Annotated in this window: 13 protein-coding genes; all 13 read left to right on the top strand. The window is 62.1% G+C overall.

The window, feature by feature from the left end; genetic code table 11:
- Nucleotides 1–45: 45 nt before the first annotated feature.
- The 13 genes from FHW81_RS14035 (at nt 46) to FHW81_RS14095 (ending at nt 14,709) form a co-directional block, all read left to right on the top strand.
- Nucleotides 46–1,119 (top strand): FkbM family methyltransferase, encoded by a 1,074-nt coding sequence (locus tag FHW81_RS14035; RefSeq protein WP_014603180.1) that lies wholly within the window; start codon nt 46–48, stop codon nt 1,117–1,119.
- 127 nt (nt 1,120–1,246) lie between these two features.
- Nucleotides 1,247–2,521, top strand: a complete 1,275-nt coding sequence (locus tag FHW81_RS14040) for a hypothetical protein (RefSeq protein ID WP_171893896.1) — start codon at nt 1,247–1,249, stop codon at nt 2,519–2,521.
- A 44-nt stretch (nt 2,522–2,565) separates the two neighbouring features.
- A complete protein-coding gene (locus tag FHW81_RS14045) occupies nt 2,566–3,333 on the top strand; it encodes a 3-deoxy-manno-octulosonate cytidylyltransferase (protein ID WP_003120604.1) in 768 nt (255 codons plus the stop codon).
- Nucleotides 3,323–3,823, top strand: coding sequence for a hypothetical protein (locus tag FHW81_RS14050; protein ID WP_004348583.1), 501 nt, complete (start codon nt 3,323–3,325; stop codon nt 3,821–3,823). The genes FHW81_RS14045 and FHW81_RS14050 overlap by 11 nt, the downstream gene beginning before the upstream one ends.
- On the top strand, nt 3,820–4,923 hold the full coding sequence (locus FHW81_RS14055) for a class I SAM-dependent methyltransferase (RefSeq protein ID WP_004348584.1): 1,104 nt from the start codon (nt 3,820–3,822) through the stop codon (nt 4,921–4,923). Before FHW81_RS14050 ends, FHW81_RS14055 begins: the two co-directional genes overlap by 4 nt.
- A gap of 3 nt (nt 4,924–4,926) precedes the next feature.
- Nucleotides 4,927–6,543, top strand: a complete 1,617-nt coding sequence (locus FHW81_RS14060) for an aldolase catalytic domain-containing protein (RefSeq protein WP_003120602.1) — start codon at nt 4,927–4,929, stop codon at nt 6,541–6,543.
- Between the two features lie 114 nt (nt 6,544–6,657).
- Nucleotides 6,658–10,164 (top strand): glycosyltransferase, encoded by a 3,507-nt coding sequence (locus FHW81_RS14065; protein WP_031771997.1) that lies wholly within the window; start codon nt 6,658–6,660, stop codon nt 10,162–10,164.
- Nucleotides 10,165–10,388: 224 nt separating this feature from the next.
- A complete protein-coding gene (locus FHW81_RS14070) occupies nt 10,389–11,573 on the top strand; it encodes a flagellin (RefSeq protein ID WP_003120600.1) in 1,185 nt (394 codons plus the stop codon).
- Nucleotides 11,574–11,652: 79 nt separating this feature from the next.
- Entirely contained in the window at nt 11,653–12,039 is a 387-nt protein-coding gene (locus tag FHW81_RS14075) for a flagellar protein FlaG (protein ID WP_023090746.1), read from the top strand.
- 77 nt (nt 12,040–12,116) lie between these two features.
- Nucleotides 12,117–13,553, top strand: coding sequence for a flagellar filament capping protein FliD (gene fliD / locus FHW81_RS14080; protein WP_003449042.1), 1,437 nt, complete (start codon nt 12,117–12,119; stop codon nt 13,551–13,553).
- Nucleotides 13,553–13,951: a flagellar export chaperone FliS gene (gene fliS / locus FHW81_RS14085; protein ID WP_003086441.1), complete on the top strand. Its 399-nt coding sequence runs from the start codon at nt 13,553–13,555 to the stop codon at nt 13,949–13,951. Before fliD ends, fliS (FHW81_RS14085) begins: the two co-directional genes overlap by 1 nt.
- A gap of 58 nt (nt 13,952–14,009) precedes the next feature.
- Nucleotides 14,010–14,390 carry a flagellar export chaperone FliS gene (fliS, locus tag FHW81_RS14090; protein ID WP_003158217.1) on the top strand — a complete coding sequence of 127 codons (381 nt, stop codon included), beginning with the start codon at nt 14,010–14,012 and terminating at the stop codon, nt 14,388–14,390.
- A gap of 25 nt (nt 14,391–14,415) precedes the next feature.
- Nucleotides 14,416–14,709, top strand: a complete 294-nt coding sequence (locus FHW81_RS14095; RefSeq protein WP_003086445.1) for a flagellar protein FliT — start codon at nt 14,416–14,418, stop codon at nt 14,707–14,709.
- Nucleotides 14,710–14,950: the final 241 nt, after the last annotated feature.

A 14,950-nucleotide genomic window follows, 5' to 3' on the forward strand; every position in this document is an offset into this window, starting at 1 on the left:
GCACAAGCGGATTTTCTAGCGCGTTGCGAACAGAGTGGATATCTCATGTTGCTGGTGCCTAGCTCCTATCTCGGGCGTATCTATCGACCCCATATCGCGTCCGGCCTGGCCAGGCGCCTGCCTGATGTGCGCCTGGTCGCCGTCGATGATGTGCTCTTCAGGGAAGGCACTACTGTCGATGGCTTCGACGAAGTGATCCCCACTGCTCACCTGAGCGATCCCCGTCATGCCGGGAGGCCGGCGGTGAACTGCGCCTATTCGCTGTCTGCATGGCTGACGCTGGACCGTCTCTCAAGCGCCGCGAAATGCGCCACCCTCGACTTACCTGAACTCCTCTATCTGCTGGATATTCCGCTGGTCTACCAGACCGGTGCGCTGACTCGCGAACTGGCCGTGAAATATCATGCCGAGTTCGTCTCGCTGCGCGAGCGTCTGGCCGACGAGCCAAGCCGCAAGACCCTGGATGCCATCATGCGCTTGCGCCTGGATGGAAACCGTTCCGCTCTGCTGGATGTCGTGTGTCCGGGAGAGCAGGAATACTTTTCCCTATACCGCGGCGCCGGACATCCGATCGACCTGCGAACCGACGAGCACTACGTGGATATCGGCGCCTTCGACGGTGATACGGTGAAGAAATTCATGCTGGCAGCCCGTCATCGATACGCCTCGATCCACGCCTTCGAGCCCGACCCAGCGAACTACCAGCGCATGCACGCGGCCCTAAACGGACATGCCAGGCTGAAGCTGCACAACCTGGCCGTGTCCGACGATGAGGGCTATCTTGCGTTCGCTGCGCACGGCACCATGGGCAGTCGGGTCCAGGCGGATGGTGCGGTTCAAGTGCGTTGTGTGCGCCTGGACGACGTCCTGGACCGTATGAGCCTGCTCAAAATGGATGTGGAGGGCCACGAAGCGCGGGTCCTCCGCGGCGCAGCGCGCCTGATCGGCGAATGCCGGCCGCGCATGGCCATTACCTGTTATCACCACGTGGCGGACCTGCTGGAGATTGTCGCTGCGATCGATGAGATCGCCCCGGGGGCTCGGTTGCGGCTACGGCACTATTCGATGTTTTTCTACGACACCATTCTGTATGTCGACTGGCCGGAGTATTCCGCATGAAAGGCCGTCTCCCTATCGACACCTATGGCTTCCGTTCCATGGCCCGGAGGGTAAGACATGACCTTCCAGCGGATGAATGTCGTCGTGGACGTCGAATGCTCGTCTCGTAATCTGAAGAGTCTTGAACATGTCTATCGTTACCGGAACCTTGCTGCGCGCACGCCTCAAGTACCCTGACCTGGACCTCTCCAAGGTTCGCCTAGTCGGATGGGGGGCGGGGCAGTTTTTCCAGGATTTCTACCCGTGTGTGAGCGAGTACCTGAACCTGCAATACACTATTTGTCCCTATCCCGAAAATCAGGGGAAGCGCATCCACGGCGTGGAAGTTCGGGCGCCGTCTGCACTCGAACAGGAATCGCTGGAGCACACCTTGATCGTGGTCATGGCCAACCACTTCCCCGAAGTGATGAACCAGATCAGTCAGTTTCATGGCAGGTTCCGCACGGTACGCGCTATCGATTTCGATCCGGGCAACGTGGCGCTGCTCGATGAAATGCAGGACGTCGCCGAGCTGCTCCCAAGTCTGACGATGAGGCGCGATCTGCCTTCCAGTCGGATGGGTATTTTCGTCCAGGGCCTGGCGTTCGACTTCACGCCGCTGGTGCTGGCCTGGAACCGCTCGCATTTCCCGTCCGCCTACCAGTGCATGGTGACCTGGGACCATCAGTCCAGCGAATTGCTCGAGCACTGTCGCCCCTGGCTGGATGAGTTGATATTGGTTCCACAGCCGGAGAATCTCGGCTTGATGAACCGCAATGTGATCCTGCGTTCGGCACGCTTGGGTGTACAGCGCCTGGCGGACAAGGGGATCGAGTTCGCTGTTCGTTGCCGCAGCGACAACATTCTTCATGGTTCGCTTCACCAGGCGCTCAACGGACTCTTCTCGCATGGCCGCAATGCCGGGAAGATCGCGGTTTCGCTGGGTGCGTCCTGGCAGTACATGCCGTTCCACTTCTCGGAGAAAGCGATGATTGCAAGAACCGAGGATATGCTGGCGCTCTGGTCCCTGCCCGAGGATCCGCGTCCGGCAGACTGGGCCGCCGACGAGCTGTCCGATCGGCTGGAACTGTCGCCGGAGCGGCATTACCAGGAGCTGTCTCAGTACACCTTCGAATCTGCGCTCTGGCGAGATTATGCCCGGCGTCTGGGCTTTCCTGTGGAATCCCTGGCCGACTCTTACCGTTTTGCACAGGCGCGCCTCCTGGCCCTTGAGCCGTATATGAGCTGGTACTCGTTGAAGTTCACCGCGCTGTTCAACCTGGAGCGTGACACGTTCTATTCGTTTTCCGCTGAAAGCTGGAACCGCCTGTTTTCCGATAGCGATGGAGCTCTGCTGCGGGCGGAGGCCGCCAGCCGACTTGCCATGAACTCGCGGGATTTCTGGCGGGGTAGGGTCGGTTAAATGTCGCGGAAAACGCAGTTTCCGCCCATCGGATGAGGGACTCCATGAAGTACGCCGTTGTCATTCCCGCACGCCATGCGTCGACACGCTTGCCAGGCAAGCCCTTGCTCGACTTATGCGGCGTGCCGATGATCGTCAGGACCTACAGGCAATGCATCCAGGCGGTGGACGCCGAGCATGTGCTGGTTGCCACCGACGACGAACGCATCCGCGCAGTCTGCGAAGGCGAGGGGATTCGCACGCTCATGACCTCGAGCCGTTGCCTGACCGGAACCGACCGGGTCGCCGAAGTGGCCGGACAGGTCTCAGCGGAAATCTTCATCAATGTCCAGGGCGATGAGCCGCTGTTCAATCCTGACGATCTGCGCAAGCTGATCGATGCAGCCCAGGCGAGCCCGGAAGCGATTATCAATGGCTACTGTGGCATCGCCGACGAAACGACGTTTCGCAACCCATCGGTCCCTAAGGTGGTCTTTCGTCCGGATGGACGCTTGCTCTACATGTCGCGGGCAGCCATTCCGACGACCAAACAAGGCGAGTTTAGTCGGGCCTGGCGTCAGGTGTGTGCCTACGCCTTTCCGCGTGAGGCGCTGCGAGCGTTCGCAGCCAGGCCGACGAAAACTTCACTGGAGGAGGTCGAGGACATCGAGATTCTGCGCTTTCTCGAATTGGGTTGGGAAGTCAAGATGATCGAAATGAGCGACCAGTCCATCTCAGTGGATAACCTCGAGGATGTGGAGCGGGTGTTGGACGCAATCCTCCAGCGCAAGCCGCGAACCGCTAGCGTTGGAGGTGACCAGCATGCCCCGTGACGACTCGGCGGCCTACTCGTCTCGCTGCGGTACTTTCGAGTGGTGCGATGCCGACTATGCTCGGTCCTATTTGCCTCGGCGCTTCTGTGAGCAATTGGCGTCCTCGATTGCTCCGACCATACTTGGCATCGACGCACAGCCTGGCGAGTCGTTGTGGTTTTCCAAGCTTGTTGACCTGGGGTGCAGACTGGATTCTCTCGAGTCAGGTCTCGATAGCGTTGAGGATTGCGAGTGTCTGCGTAACGCCCACATCGACATGCACGGCTACGAGTGCCAGGAGATGGAGGCTGTCTCCCCTGGGCAAGTCGATTACATAGCCATCGAAGCGTCTCTCTTCGGTTTCTGCGGCAGGAGTGATATCTCCGCGAAGGCCTTCCAGCAGATGGATGATATCGGCTTCGCGTTGTGGGATATCGCCAATCTATCGAAAAGTCCCAAGAGGCTGCCTACCGATTGGGACGAGTTGGTCTATAGGCGGAGCGACTCATGAGCGAATCTCCTTACGTCCACTCGGCTGCAGAGGGGGTAGTTGAAAGCAGCATGGGGCTCTATTCCGTGCCCGCCTATGTCAGCTTCCTGCAGCAGAACCGGACCCGGGAACAGGCGTTGGCGATCTATGAGCAGCGTATCGCCGATGCGTTGGCGATTTACACGGAGTTTTCTCATGCATTCGTGGAAAGGTGCTGTCCTTGTTGCGGAGCGCAGGAGCGCGCCGACCTCGAACCTTTCCAGGGTATCTATCGTGTCGCCAAATGCATGCGCTGCACCACCGCGTATGTAACGCCTTGCCCGCCGCCGGCGGTACTTGGTCATTATTACAGCCAGTGCCGCTGCAACGGCATGCTCGGCGACCTGTTGAAGGCGCGTCAGCGCTCAGGCGACCGGATAATTTCCGATCGGGTGCGCTTTCTCCTCACTCTGATCGATGAGTATCTGCTGGGCCGGGCGCGGATACGCATCCTTGAGGTCGGCTGCAATTCGGGCGGCTTGTTATCCGAGTTGAAGGCTGCCCTTCACGCCAGCGATCTCCTGCACCGATGCGAATTGACCGGCATTGATATCGACGCTTCGGCCATCGCTAGGAACGAAGACCGCGACCTCACGCTCCATGCTGCCAGTGCCGAGGAGTTTGCTGCCGGTAGTGGCGGGGTCTTCGACCTGATCATCCATTTCGAGCTGATCGAGCATCTGTTCGATCCTCACGGTTTTATGGTCGCCACGAAGAAGCTCATGAGCGATGGAGGGCTCCATCATTTCCATACACCTAACGCGCTCGGTATGGACAACCAGGCACTGGGTTACAACAGCTTTCGTGCGCTGGCCCATGGTATTTTTCCGCCGATGCATTTGCAGGCTTTCACTCCGCAAAATATCGGGCATTTCGCCATGCGTTCGGGCTACAGCATCGTTCAGATGGACACTCCTGGAAATTTCGATGTCGACATGGTTGCCAACTGGTTGCCGAAGGACGCCATGGACTCTCCTTTTATACACATCCACCAGTTGCCCAGGGAGCACCTGGCTATATTCCAACAATGGCTGAAAGTGCTAGGTGCGAGCAGCCACATGCGTTGCACGCTCAGGAGCTGATGGATGGTCCAGCCATTGTCGGCGATCACCAGCAAGGTGCTCGACTGTACCCTCCGTGATGGTGGCTACTACACCGCCTGGGACTTCCCCACCACGATCATCGAGCGTTATCTCGATGCAATGCGTGCGGCGCGGGTCGACGTCGTGGAGCTGGGTTTCCGGTTTCTGCGCAACGAAGGGTTCAAGGGAGCCTGTGCCTACACCACCGACCACTTCATCCGCAGCCTTGCTATTCCCGAAGGGTTGGCCCTGGCGGTGATGCTCAACGGCGCCGACCTTTTGGGCGAGATGGGCCTGGAGGCAGCGTTGCAACAACTGGTTCCAGAGAGCGCGGAAACCAGCGCGCTGAAGATGGTGCGCATCGCCTGCCACTTCCACGAGTTCGAGCGTGTATTGCCCGCGTGCGACTGGCTGAAGCGCCGAGGCTATGCCGTTGGCTTCAACCTGATGCAAATGGCCGGCCATACCCGTGAGGAGGTGAGTCGCCTTGCGTCATCGGCCAGTGACTGGCCCGTCGACGTGCTGTACTTCGCCGATAGCACGGGCAGCATGAAGCCCGCGGATGTCTGCGAGACCGTGGCCTGGCTGCGGGAAGGCTGGTCGGGGGCGCTGGGTTTTCATGCGCACGACAACATGGGCCTGGCGTTACAGAACACCCTGACCGCGCGGACCGAGGGCGTCGAATGGTTGGATGCCACCATCACCGGAATGGGACGCGGCCCCGGCAATGTGCGCATCGAGGAACTGTTGATCGAGCTTGCCGAGCCGCGGGCCAACCTGGTCCCCTTGCTGGCCCTGATCGGAGAATACTTCGCCCCTTTGAAGGTGCGGCATGGCTGGGGGACCAACGCGTTCTACTACCTTTCCGGGAAGCATGCCATCCACCCGACCTATGTCCAGGAAATGCTGGGCGACCCGCGCTATGGCGAAGAGGACGTGCTTGCCGCTATCGACTATCTACGTCGGCAAGGTGGACAGAGCTTCCGTCGCGACATGCTCGTCAGTGCCCGTCATCTCTATGATGAAACGCCGAAAGGGATTTGGTCCCCATGCGACTGGCTGGAAGGCAGGGAAGTATTGCTGCTGGGGGCTGGCACAGGCGTGGTCAGGCACCGCCAGGCCCTCGAGTCCTATATCCGGCGTACCCGGCCAGTGGTAGTCGCGTTGAATACCCAGTCGGATCTCGACGCCAGCCTGATTGATCTCCGCGTAGCCTGCCATCCAGTACGCCTGCTTGCGGATTGCGAAACCCATGCGCGCCTGCCGCAGCCTCTCATAACCCCTGTCTCGAGCCTGCCTACCGAATTACTGATGTCGTTGCACGATAAGCAACTTCTGGATTTCGGGTTGGGAGTGAGGTCCGGCAGGTTCGAAGTGTTCCCTCAGGGCTGCGTCGCTCCGAACTCACTGGTCATCGGTTATGCCTTGGCGGTGGCCGCCAGCGGCAGAGCGCGACGAATTCTCCTGGCCGGTTTCGATGGCTATCCGCCGGGAGACTCGCGCAACCAGGATATGCAGGAACTGTTCAATCTGTTCTGTGCGCGGCAAAGCGTGCCCGGCATGGTTTCCGTCACGGAGACGGCTTATGACATTCCTTGCACGAGTATTTACGGCATGTAGCGACACACGCACCCGGACAGCAGCCCGCGGCTATGGATGATTCCCAAAGGCAAGGCCCGTCAGAGACTAGCCTGGCGAATCGATGCTCTTCAATTTCGACAACGGTCAATGAATATGGGTGAACAGGCTCTCGTCAGCATCGTCATGCCGACCTACAAGCTGGAGTACTTCGAGGACGCCCTCGACAGCGTGCTCGGGCAGACCTATCCGGCCCTGGAGCTGATCATCTGCGACGACAGCAGCGACGAGCGGGTCGCCACGCTGGTCGAGCAGAAGCGCGCCTCCGCGGCGTTCCCGATCCGCTACTTCCGTAACGAGACGCGCCTCGGCGAGCTGGGCAGCACGGCGAAAGGCATCCGTCTGGCGGAGGGCGAGTACGTCAAGTTTCTCCACGACGACGACGTGTTGCTTCCCGAATGCGTCGAGGCGTTGGTGGGAGCGATGGAGCGCGAGCCGAACGTGGTCCTGGCCTCGTCGCGGCGGTTGCGTATCGACGAGGAAGGGCAGCCGCTGCCGGACATCCTGGCGACCTGCTTCCCGTTCGCCGGCGACGTCCTGATCGACGGTCGCGAGCTGGTCTCGTTCCTCGCCGACCACACCATCAACTTCATCGGCGAACCCAGTTGCCTGATGGCCCGGCGCGATGCGCTGCTGCAGATCTGCGAGCGCCTGATGATGCTCAACGGCCGGGCCATCGACTGGATCGGCGACCTGGCCATGTGTGCGCAGTTGCTACAGCGTGGCGACCTGGCGTTCCTGTCGCGGCCGCTGACCCGTTTCCGCGTCTCCCGCCAGCAGTTCAGCCAGATCGGGCGCGACCAGCCCGGTATCGGCGAGCAGGGCCATGCCGACTTCCGCCTGGCTATCCGCGAACTGGGTTGGTATCGCCAGGCCGGCGACAACCGTTTCGTCCGGGTGGCACCGATCACCCGCCTGGACGCCCGTGTCTTCAAGCCGGTCAACCTGCTCGCCGCGCTGAGGCGGGCGGCGGGCTTCGGTAGCGTCACGCTGTCGACCTGGCTGGAGGCGCGGCGGCCGGATGCGGTGCAGAAGGCGCTGATCGATCGATTCCTGCAGGAGCAGGGCGGTGGGCCGCGCTTCGCGGTGCTGGTGCTCGACACCCACGGCGATACCGAGGCCGTGGAGCGCACCCTGCAGAGCCTGGAGCACGTCAATTCGTATCCACATGTCGAGAGCCACCTGTTCGCGCCGCTGGGCGCGAGTCCGCGGAACGGAGCGATGCTCTTCGATCCTGCCGCGGGGCCGATACCGACGATCAACCAGGCGCTTGCCCGGCTTGATACCGACTGGTTGCTCCTGGTCGAAGCGGGCGTCGAATTCACTGTCAGCGGCCTGCTGGTGGCGGCGCTGGACCTGCTGGCGGCACCGGAGAGCTGCCAGGCGGTGTACGCCGACGAACTCATGCGCCTGGATGACGGCGAGCTGGGCGCGGCGTTGCGCCCGGACCTGAATCTCGACCTTCTGCTCAGTTTCCCCGCCGGCCTGTCCCGGCACTGGTTGTTCCGCCGCGAGCCGCTGCTTGCCACGGGCGGATTCGACGAGACCGCCGGCGAGGCTTTCGAGCTGGCCTACCAGTTGCGTCTCGTCGAGCAGCGGGGCCTGGGCTGTATCGGACACATCAGCGAGCCACTGCTGTCTGGCCCAGCGCTGCGCCTGCAGGACAGCACCGCCGAGCGTGCGGCGATCGAAGGCCACCTGCGTGCCCGTGGCTACGCGCAGGCGACAGTCGGAAGCCGGCTGCCGGGGCGCTACGAGCTGGACTACGGCCACGCCGGGCAACCGCCGGTCAGCATCCTGGTGCTGGCCGGGGAGCGCCTGGCGCAGCTCCAGCGTTGCGTAGAAACCGTGCTGGAGAATACCGCCTATCCCAACTACGAGATCCTTCTGCTGGAACAGGGTGGCGAAGCGGCCGACGTTCGCGAATGGCTGCTCGCCGTCGAAGGCATGGGTGTCGAGCAGGTGCGGGTGCTGCGAGGCGATGGGCAGTTATCCCGTGGGGCTCTGCGCAACCTGGCGGCGTCCCGGGTGCGTGGCGAATTCCTGCTCTGGCTCGATGCCGGCAGCGGCATCCTCGACAAGGACTGGCTGCAGCAGTTGCTCAACCATGGCCAGCGTCCGGAAGTCGGCGCGGTAGGCGCCAAGCTCCTGGCGGCGGACGGACGGGTCTGCCACGCCGGCTGGCTGCTCGGCTTATGCGGACCGGCCGGGCGGGCCTTCGAAGGGCGTTCGCACGAGGACGCCGGTTACCTGCAGCGCCTGCAGGTGGACCAGAACTACTCGGCGGTGGCTGGCGAATGCCTGTTGATGCGCCGCGAGTTGTTTCTCGAATTGGGCGGTTTCGACGAGGCGCTGACGCGCTGGGACGATGTCGACATCTGCCTGCGGGCGGTCCAGGCGGGCTACCTGAACGTATGGACGCCGCGTGCGCGGCTGTTGCTCGATGCGCCTGCCACGACGGCGGCGAGCGTCGAGGAAGAAGATGCGCTGTACGCGCGCTGGCTACCGTTGTTGGCACGCGATCCCGCCTATAACCCGGGCTTTTCGTTGCAGGCCGAAGGCGGTTTCAAGCTGGCCGACCCGCAGCTGGCCTGGCGCCCGTTGCAGGGGTGGCGGCCCTTGCCCACTGTCCTGGCGCACCCCGCCGACCTGTTCGGCTGCGGCCATTACCGGGTGATCCAGCCGTTCAGCGCGTTGCGCGAGTCGGCATCCATCGATGGCGCGCTGTCGATCGGCCTGATGCACGTGGCCGATCTGGAGCGCTACGACCCGGACGTACTGGTGCTGCAGCGCCAGGTCGGCGAGGAGCGTCTCGAGGCCATGCGGCGGATGCAGGCGTTCTCGCGGGCCTTCAAGGTCTACGAGCTGGACGACTATCTGCCCAACGTGCCCCTCAAGAGCGCCCATCGCCAGCACCTGCCGAAGGACATTTTGCGCACGCTGCGTCGCGGGCTGGGTTACGTCGACCGCTTCGTGGTGTCGACGCCGGCCCTGGCAGAGGCCTTCGCCGGTCTCCACCCGGATATCCGGGTGATCGAGAACCGCCTGCCGGTGGGGTGGTGGCAGGGGCTGCGGGCGCAGCGGCGGCGCGGCGAGCGGCCACGTGTCGGTTGGGCGGGCGGCTCGAGCCATACCGGCGATCTGGAACTGATCGCCGATGTGGTCCGGGAACTGGCCGACGAAGTCGACTGGGTGTTCTTCGGCATGTGCCCGCCGTCCATCCGTCCCTTCGTCAGGGAAGTGCATGCGGGGGTGCCTATCGAACGCTATCCGCGGGCATTGGCGGCTCTCGATCTCGACCTGGCGCTGGCGCCGGTGGAGCAGAACCTGTTCAACGAGTGCAAGAGCAATCTGCGCCTGCTGGAATACGGCGCCTGCGGTTTCCCGGTGGTCTGCAGCGACGTGCGCTGCTACCAGGACGATCTGCCGGTGACGCGGGTGAAGAACCGTTTCCGCGACTGGGTGGAGGCGATCCGCATGCATACCCGCGACCTGGATGCCGCGGCCAGGGCAGGGGATAACCTGCGCGAACGGGTGCTGGCGGATTGGATGCTCGACGGCGAGCATTTGCGCGCCTGGTATCGTGCCTGGATGCCGGACTGAGCGGCCGGCGGGGCTTTCCGTCGCTGTCCGCAGCGCTCGGGAGGCCTTGCGCGAACCCCTCCGACGGGGCCGATGCATGAAAAACGAGGATGGTCAAAAAAAAACCTAAAGCTCCCCAGGGAAGCGCCGATAAAGATCACGAATGCGAACTTTAGGGGTGCCTGGGCGATGCCCACCCGAGGTCGCAAGCTCAGGCAAACATATCGTCCTTGGAGGGCATCAAGATGGCCTTGACCGTCAACACCAACATCGCTTCGCTGAACACTCAGCGGAACCTGAACAACTCTTCCGCGTCGCTGAACACTTCGCTGCAGCGTCTGTCCACCGGTTCGCGCATCAACAGCGCCAAGGACGACGCTGCCGGCCTGCAGATCGCCAACCGTCTGACCAGCCAGGTCAACGGCCTGAACGTGGCTACCAAGAACGCCAACGACGGTATCTCCCTGGCGCAGACCGCTGAAGGCGCCCTGCAGCAGTCGACCAACATCCTGCAGCGTATGCGTGACCTGTCCCTGCAGTCGGCCAACGGCTCCAACAGCGACTCCGAGCGTACCGCTCTGAACGGCGAAGTGAAGCAACTGCAGAAAGAACTGGATCGTATCAGCAACACCACCACCTTCGGTGGCCGCAAGCTGCTCGACGGTTCCTTCGGCGTCGCCAGCTTCCAGGTGGGTTCGGCCGCCAACGAAATCATCAGCGTCGGCATCGACGAGATGAGCGCAGAGTCGCTGAACGGCACCTACTTCAAGGCTGACGGCGGCGGCGCGGTCACTGCTGCAACCGCTTCGGGCACCGTCGACATCGCGATCGGCATCACCGGCGGCAGCGCCGTGAACGTCAAGGTCGACATGAAGGGCAACGAAACCGCCGAGCAGGCGGCTGCCAAGATCGCCGCTGCGGTCAACGACGCCAACGTCGGCATCGGTGCCTTCAGCGACGGCGATACCATCAGCTATGTTTCCAAAGCTGGCAAGGATGGCTCCGGTGCGATCACTAGCGCGGTTTCCGGCGTTGTCATCGCTGACACCGGCAGCACCGGCGTAGGCACCGCGGCTGGCGTAACCCCTTCCGCTACCGCTTTCGCCAAGACCAACGACACCGTCGCCAAGATCGACATCTCCACCGCGAAGGGCGCTCAGTCCGCCGTGCTGGTGATCGACGAGGCGATCAAGCAGATCGACGCCCAGCGTGCCGACCTCGGTGCGGTGCAGAACCGCTTCGACAACACCATCAACAACCTGAAGAACATCGGTGAGAACGTATCGGCTGCTCGCGGCCGGATCGAAGACACCGACTTCGCAGCCGAAACCGCCAACCTGACCAAGAACCAAGTGCTGCAACAAGCCGGCACCGCGATCCTGGCCCAGGCCAACCAGCTGCCGCAGTCGGTTCTGAGCCTGCTGCGCTAAGCTTCGGCGAGGTCAAGGTGAAGTCACGAGGGGGAGCGCTGGCGCGCTTCCCCTCGTATCTCATTGAGAGGTAGCGACGATGGACGTCAGCAATGTCAACAATTCGACGGCTGCTCCGGTAATCCGGCTGTTCGGCTCGGCGTCTTCTTCCGATGGCGCACGCCCGGCCGGTCAGGCCGGCGAGGCGGCCGCCAGCGCAAGCGCGCAACGGACGGGCGACGTCAGGATGGGCGACAAGGAGCAACGCGCTGCGGTCGAGGAGGCGGTTTCCTCCATCGAGAAGTTCACCCAGAGCATCCGTCGTGATCTGAGTTTCAGCCTGGACGACTCCACGGGGCGGGTAGTGGTCAAGGTGACCGATTCGACTTCCGGAGAAATCATCCGGCAAATCCCTTCCGAAGAGGCCCTGCGCCTGGCAGAGCGACTGGACGAAGCGCGCAGCCTGCTGTTCAAGGCGGAAGCCTGAGCGGAATTGGCACGTCTTTTGAGTGTCTGTTGGAATTGGAAGGACAAAGCGTCAATGAGCTGACGAGGTGAAGCAAGATGGCGAACAGTACGACGATCAACGGCTACAACTCGGGCCTTGATATCAAGAACATCGTTTCCACCCTGGTGGCGGCCGAGAAGGCGCCGAAGGAGGCGCAGCTCAAGCGTCTGGAAAGCGACACCACCGCCAAGTTCACCGGCATCGGCCAGCTCAAGAGCGCGATCTCCGACCTGCAGACCATCCTCAAGGAACTGAACAAGCCCGAGCTGTTCCAGAAGCGCTCGGCGAGTACCAGCGACGAGAAGTTCGCCACCGCCACCGCGACCAAGGACGCCCTGCCGGGTATCTACAAGCTCGAAGTGACCCAGCTGGCCAGCGTCAGCAAGGTGGCCACCGCGTCGTTTGCCGATGGCTACAAGACCACTTCCGGCGGAACCCTGACCATCAAGCAGGGTGCCGACGATGCCGGTGTCACGGTAAACGTCGCGGCGGGCGCGACCCTCGCCGAAGTGCGCGACTCGCTCAACGCGCAGCTGAAGGACAAGGGCATCACCGCCAACATCGTCAACAACCCTGGAGACGGAACCTCGCGACTGGTCTTCACCGGCAAGGATTCCGGCGCCGGCAAGGACGTGTTCGTCCAGGGCAGTTCCGGCCTGGAGAACTTCAACATCGGCAGCGTCGGCGCCGATGGCAAGCTGACCCTGTCCCAGTTGGACGGTAGCTCCTCCAGCAGCAGCGGCTATATCACCCAGGCGAAGAATGCCAAGTTCAGCATCGACGGCCTGACCCTGGAAAGTCCGACCAATACGGTCGACAAGGTCATCAACGGCGTCACCTTCGAGCTGAAGACGGTCACCGACACCAACAAGCCGATCACCATCTCGGTCGAGCAGGACCGTGGCGGCGTCAAGGACAACATCAAGAAGTTCGTCGAGGCCTACAACAAGCTGGTCGGCGTGACTTCGGAACTGACCGGCGTGACCAAGGTGGGCGACGACAAGGCTCCCGTGGTCGGTGCCTTGGTCGGTGACAGCAGCGTGCGCAACCTGCTCACCACCATGCGCAACGAGATGGTCCAGCCGGGGCAAGGTACCGATGTTCGCATGCTCGCCGACATGGGTATCACCACCAAGAAAGACGGCACCCTGGAAATCGACGACAAGAAACTCGACAAGGTTCTGAAGGACAAGTTCGAGTCGGTTTCCGCTCTGTTCACCGGCGATACCGGCCTGATGAAGCGTCTCGACGACAAGCTCACGCCTTACACCCAGACCGGCGGTGTGCTCCAGCAGCGCCTGGATGGATTGCAGGACACCATCAAGTCGGTGGATACCCAGCGCGAAGCGCTCAATCGCCGGGTCGAGCAGTTGCAGGATCGTTTGCTCAAGCAGTTCACCGCCATGGACCAGTTGATCGGCCAGCTCAACCAGACCAGCGGACGCATGGCCCAGGCTCTTAGCAGCCTGCCTGGCCTTGTGAAGAAAAGCTGATGTCGCGTCCTATCGATACCTACCGGCAGGTAGGCAGCGCACAGGACGTCCCGCCCTACCAGGTGGTCAAGCTGCTGCTGGACGGCGCGCTCGAACGCATCGCCCTGGCCCGGCGCGCGGTGCTGGAGCGCAACCCGGCGCTGCGCGGCGAAGCGGTAGGCACCACGTTGTCGATCATCGGCGCCTTGCAGGCTGGCCTCGATCACCAGCAGGGCGGCGAGATAGCCGGCAATCTGGATGCGTTGTACGACTACATGACCCGCCGCCTGGCTGGTGTCGCGCTGGACGACACACCGCGTCCGCTGGACGAGGTCGAGGCGCTGCTGGGCCAGATCAAGCAGGCCTGGGATGCCATTGGCAGCGCCGAAGCGCAGGGCGAAGACAGCGAACGGCGCTAAAGAATCGCGGTAGCCGACCGATATAGAGCGTATCAGTCACCGAACAAGGCAACCGTCGATGAACGCAATGGCAGCCATGCGGCAATACCAGAATGTCAGTACCCAGGCTCAGGCTATCGATGCCAGCCCGCATCGCCTGATCCAGATGCTGATGGAAGGCGGCCTGACCCGGATGGCGCAGGCCCGCGGAGCCCTGGAGCGCGGCGAAGTGGCGCTGAAGGGCGAGCTGATCGGCAAGGCCATCGCCATCGTCGGTGGCCTGCGCGAAGGGCTCGACTTCGAGGCGGGCGGCGAGCTGGCAGCCAACCTCGACCGCCTTTACGCCTACATGTCGATGCGCCTGACGGAAGCCAACTTGAAGAACGACGCGGGCAAGCTCGAGGAAGTTTCCGAGCTGTTGCGCAACATCAAATCCGGTTGGGATGCGATTGCCCCCTGAGAGGCATCCCCAGAGGGACCAAGCAATGAGTGCAGCTGTACAGATCCTTGAAGAAACCGGTAGCGCCCTGCGCGTTGCCCTGGCCAGCCAGAACTGGGAGGCCATCGGTGAACTCGACCAGCGTTGCCGCCAGGCCGTCGACGAGGCGATGCTCGATGTACAGGACGAAGCCACCTTGCGGGCGCGGATGGAAGAGCTGCTGGCGCTGTATCGCGAGCTGATCGATGTCTGCCAGGGCGAGCAGCGCAAGCTGGCCACCGATCTGATCCAGCTGAACCAGTCGAAGCAAGGCGCCAAGGTCTACCAGATGTTCGGATAAGTTTTTCATGGCTTTGTGCCGTTACTTTGGCGCAAGGCTTTTCGGAAAAATTTACATATCCCCCAAAACCCCTGCCAGTACTGCTTTCCATGCGGTCTGTAGGGGTTTTTTATTGCCTCTCCCTGTCGGAAACAGCAAAAAAAACACGCCATAAAATTGACTAATCGTTCACATTTGACTTAACTAGTGGCCAAATGCTGGCTGCTTATTAGAAATAGGCATTAGTCCCAGCCCTCTTTCG

The organism is Pseudomonas sp. RC10-4-2 (genome assembly GCF_050433085.1).
Lineage (GTDB): Bacteria > Pseudomonadota > Gammaproteobacteria > Pseudomonadales > Pseudomonadaceae > Pseudomonas > Pseudomonas aeruginosa.

Coding starts and splice junctions, on each gene's coding strand:
- FHW81_RS14075 (WP_023090746.1), top strand. CDS start 11,653: ATGGACGTCAGCAATGTCAACAATTCGACGGCTGCTCCGGTAATCCGG.
- FHW81_RS14035 (WP_014603180.1), top strand. CDS start 46: ATGTTGCTGGTGCCTAGCTCCTATCTCGGGCGTATCTATCGACCCCAT.
- FHW81_RS14040 (WP_171893896.1), top strand. CDS start 1,247: ATGTCTATCGTTACCGGAACCTTGCTGCGCGCACGCCTCAAGTACCCT.
- FHW81_RS14070 (WP_003120600.1), top strand. CDS start 10,389: ATGGCCTTGACCGTCAACACCAACATCGCTTCGCTGAACACTCAGCGG.
- fliS (WP_003158217.1), top strand. CDS start 14,010: ATGAACGCAATGGCAGCCATGCGGCAATACCAGAATGTCAGTACCCAG.
- FHW81_RS14095 (WP_003086445.1), top strand. CDS start 14,416: ATGAGTGCAGCTGTACAGATCCTTGAAGAAACCGGTAGCGCCCTGCGC.
- FHW81_RS14045 (WP_003120604.1), top strand. CDS start 2,566: ATGAAGTACGCCGTTGTCATTCCCGCACGCCATGCGTCGACACGCTTG.
- FHW81_RS14055 (WP_004348584.1), top strand. CDS start 3,820: ATGAGCGAATCTCCTTACGTCCACTCGGCTGCAGAGGGGGTAGTTGAA.
- fliS (WP_003086441.1), top strand. CDS start 13,553: ATGTCGCGTCCTATCGATACCTACCGGCAGGTAGGCAGCGCACAGGAC.
- FHW81_RS14060 (WP_003120602.1), top strand. CDS start 4,927: ATGGTCCAGCCATTGTCGGCGATCACCAGCAAGGTGCTCGACTGTACC.
- FHW81_RS14050 (WP_004348583.1), top strand. CDS start 3,323: ATGCCCCGTGACGACTCGGCGGCCTACTCGTCTCGCTGCGGTACTTTC.
- fliD (WP_003449042.1), top strand. CDS start 12,117: ATGGCGAACAGTACGACGATCAACGGCTACAACTCGGGCCTTGATATC.
- FHW81_RS14065 (WP_031771997.1), top strand. CDS start 6,658: ATGGGTGAACAGGCTCTCGTCAGCATCGTCATGCCGACCTACAAGCTG.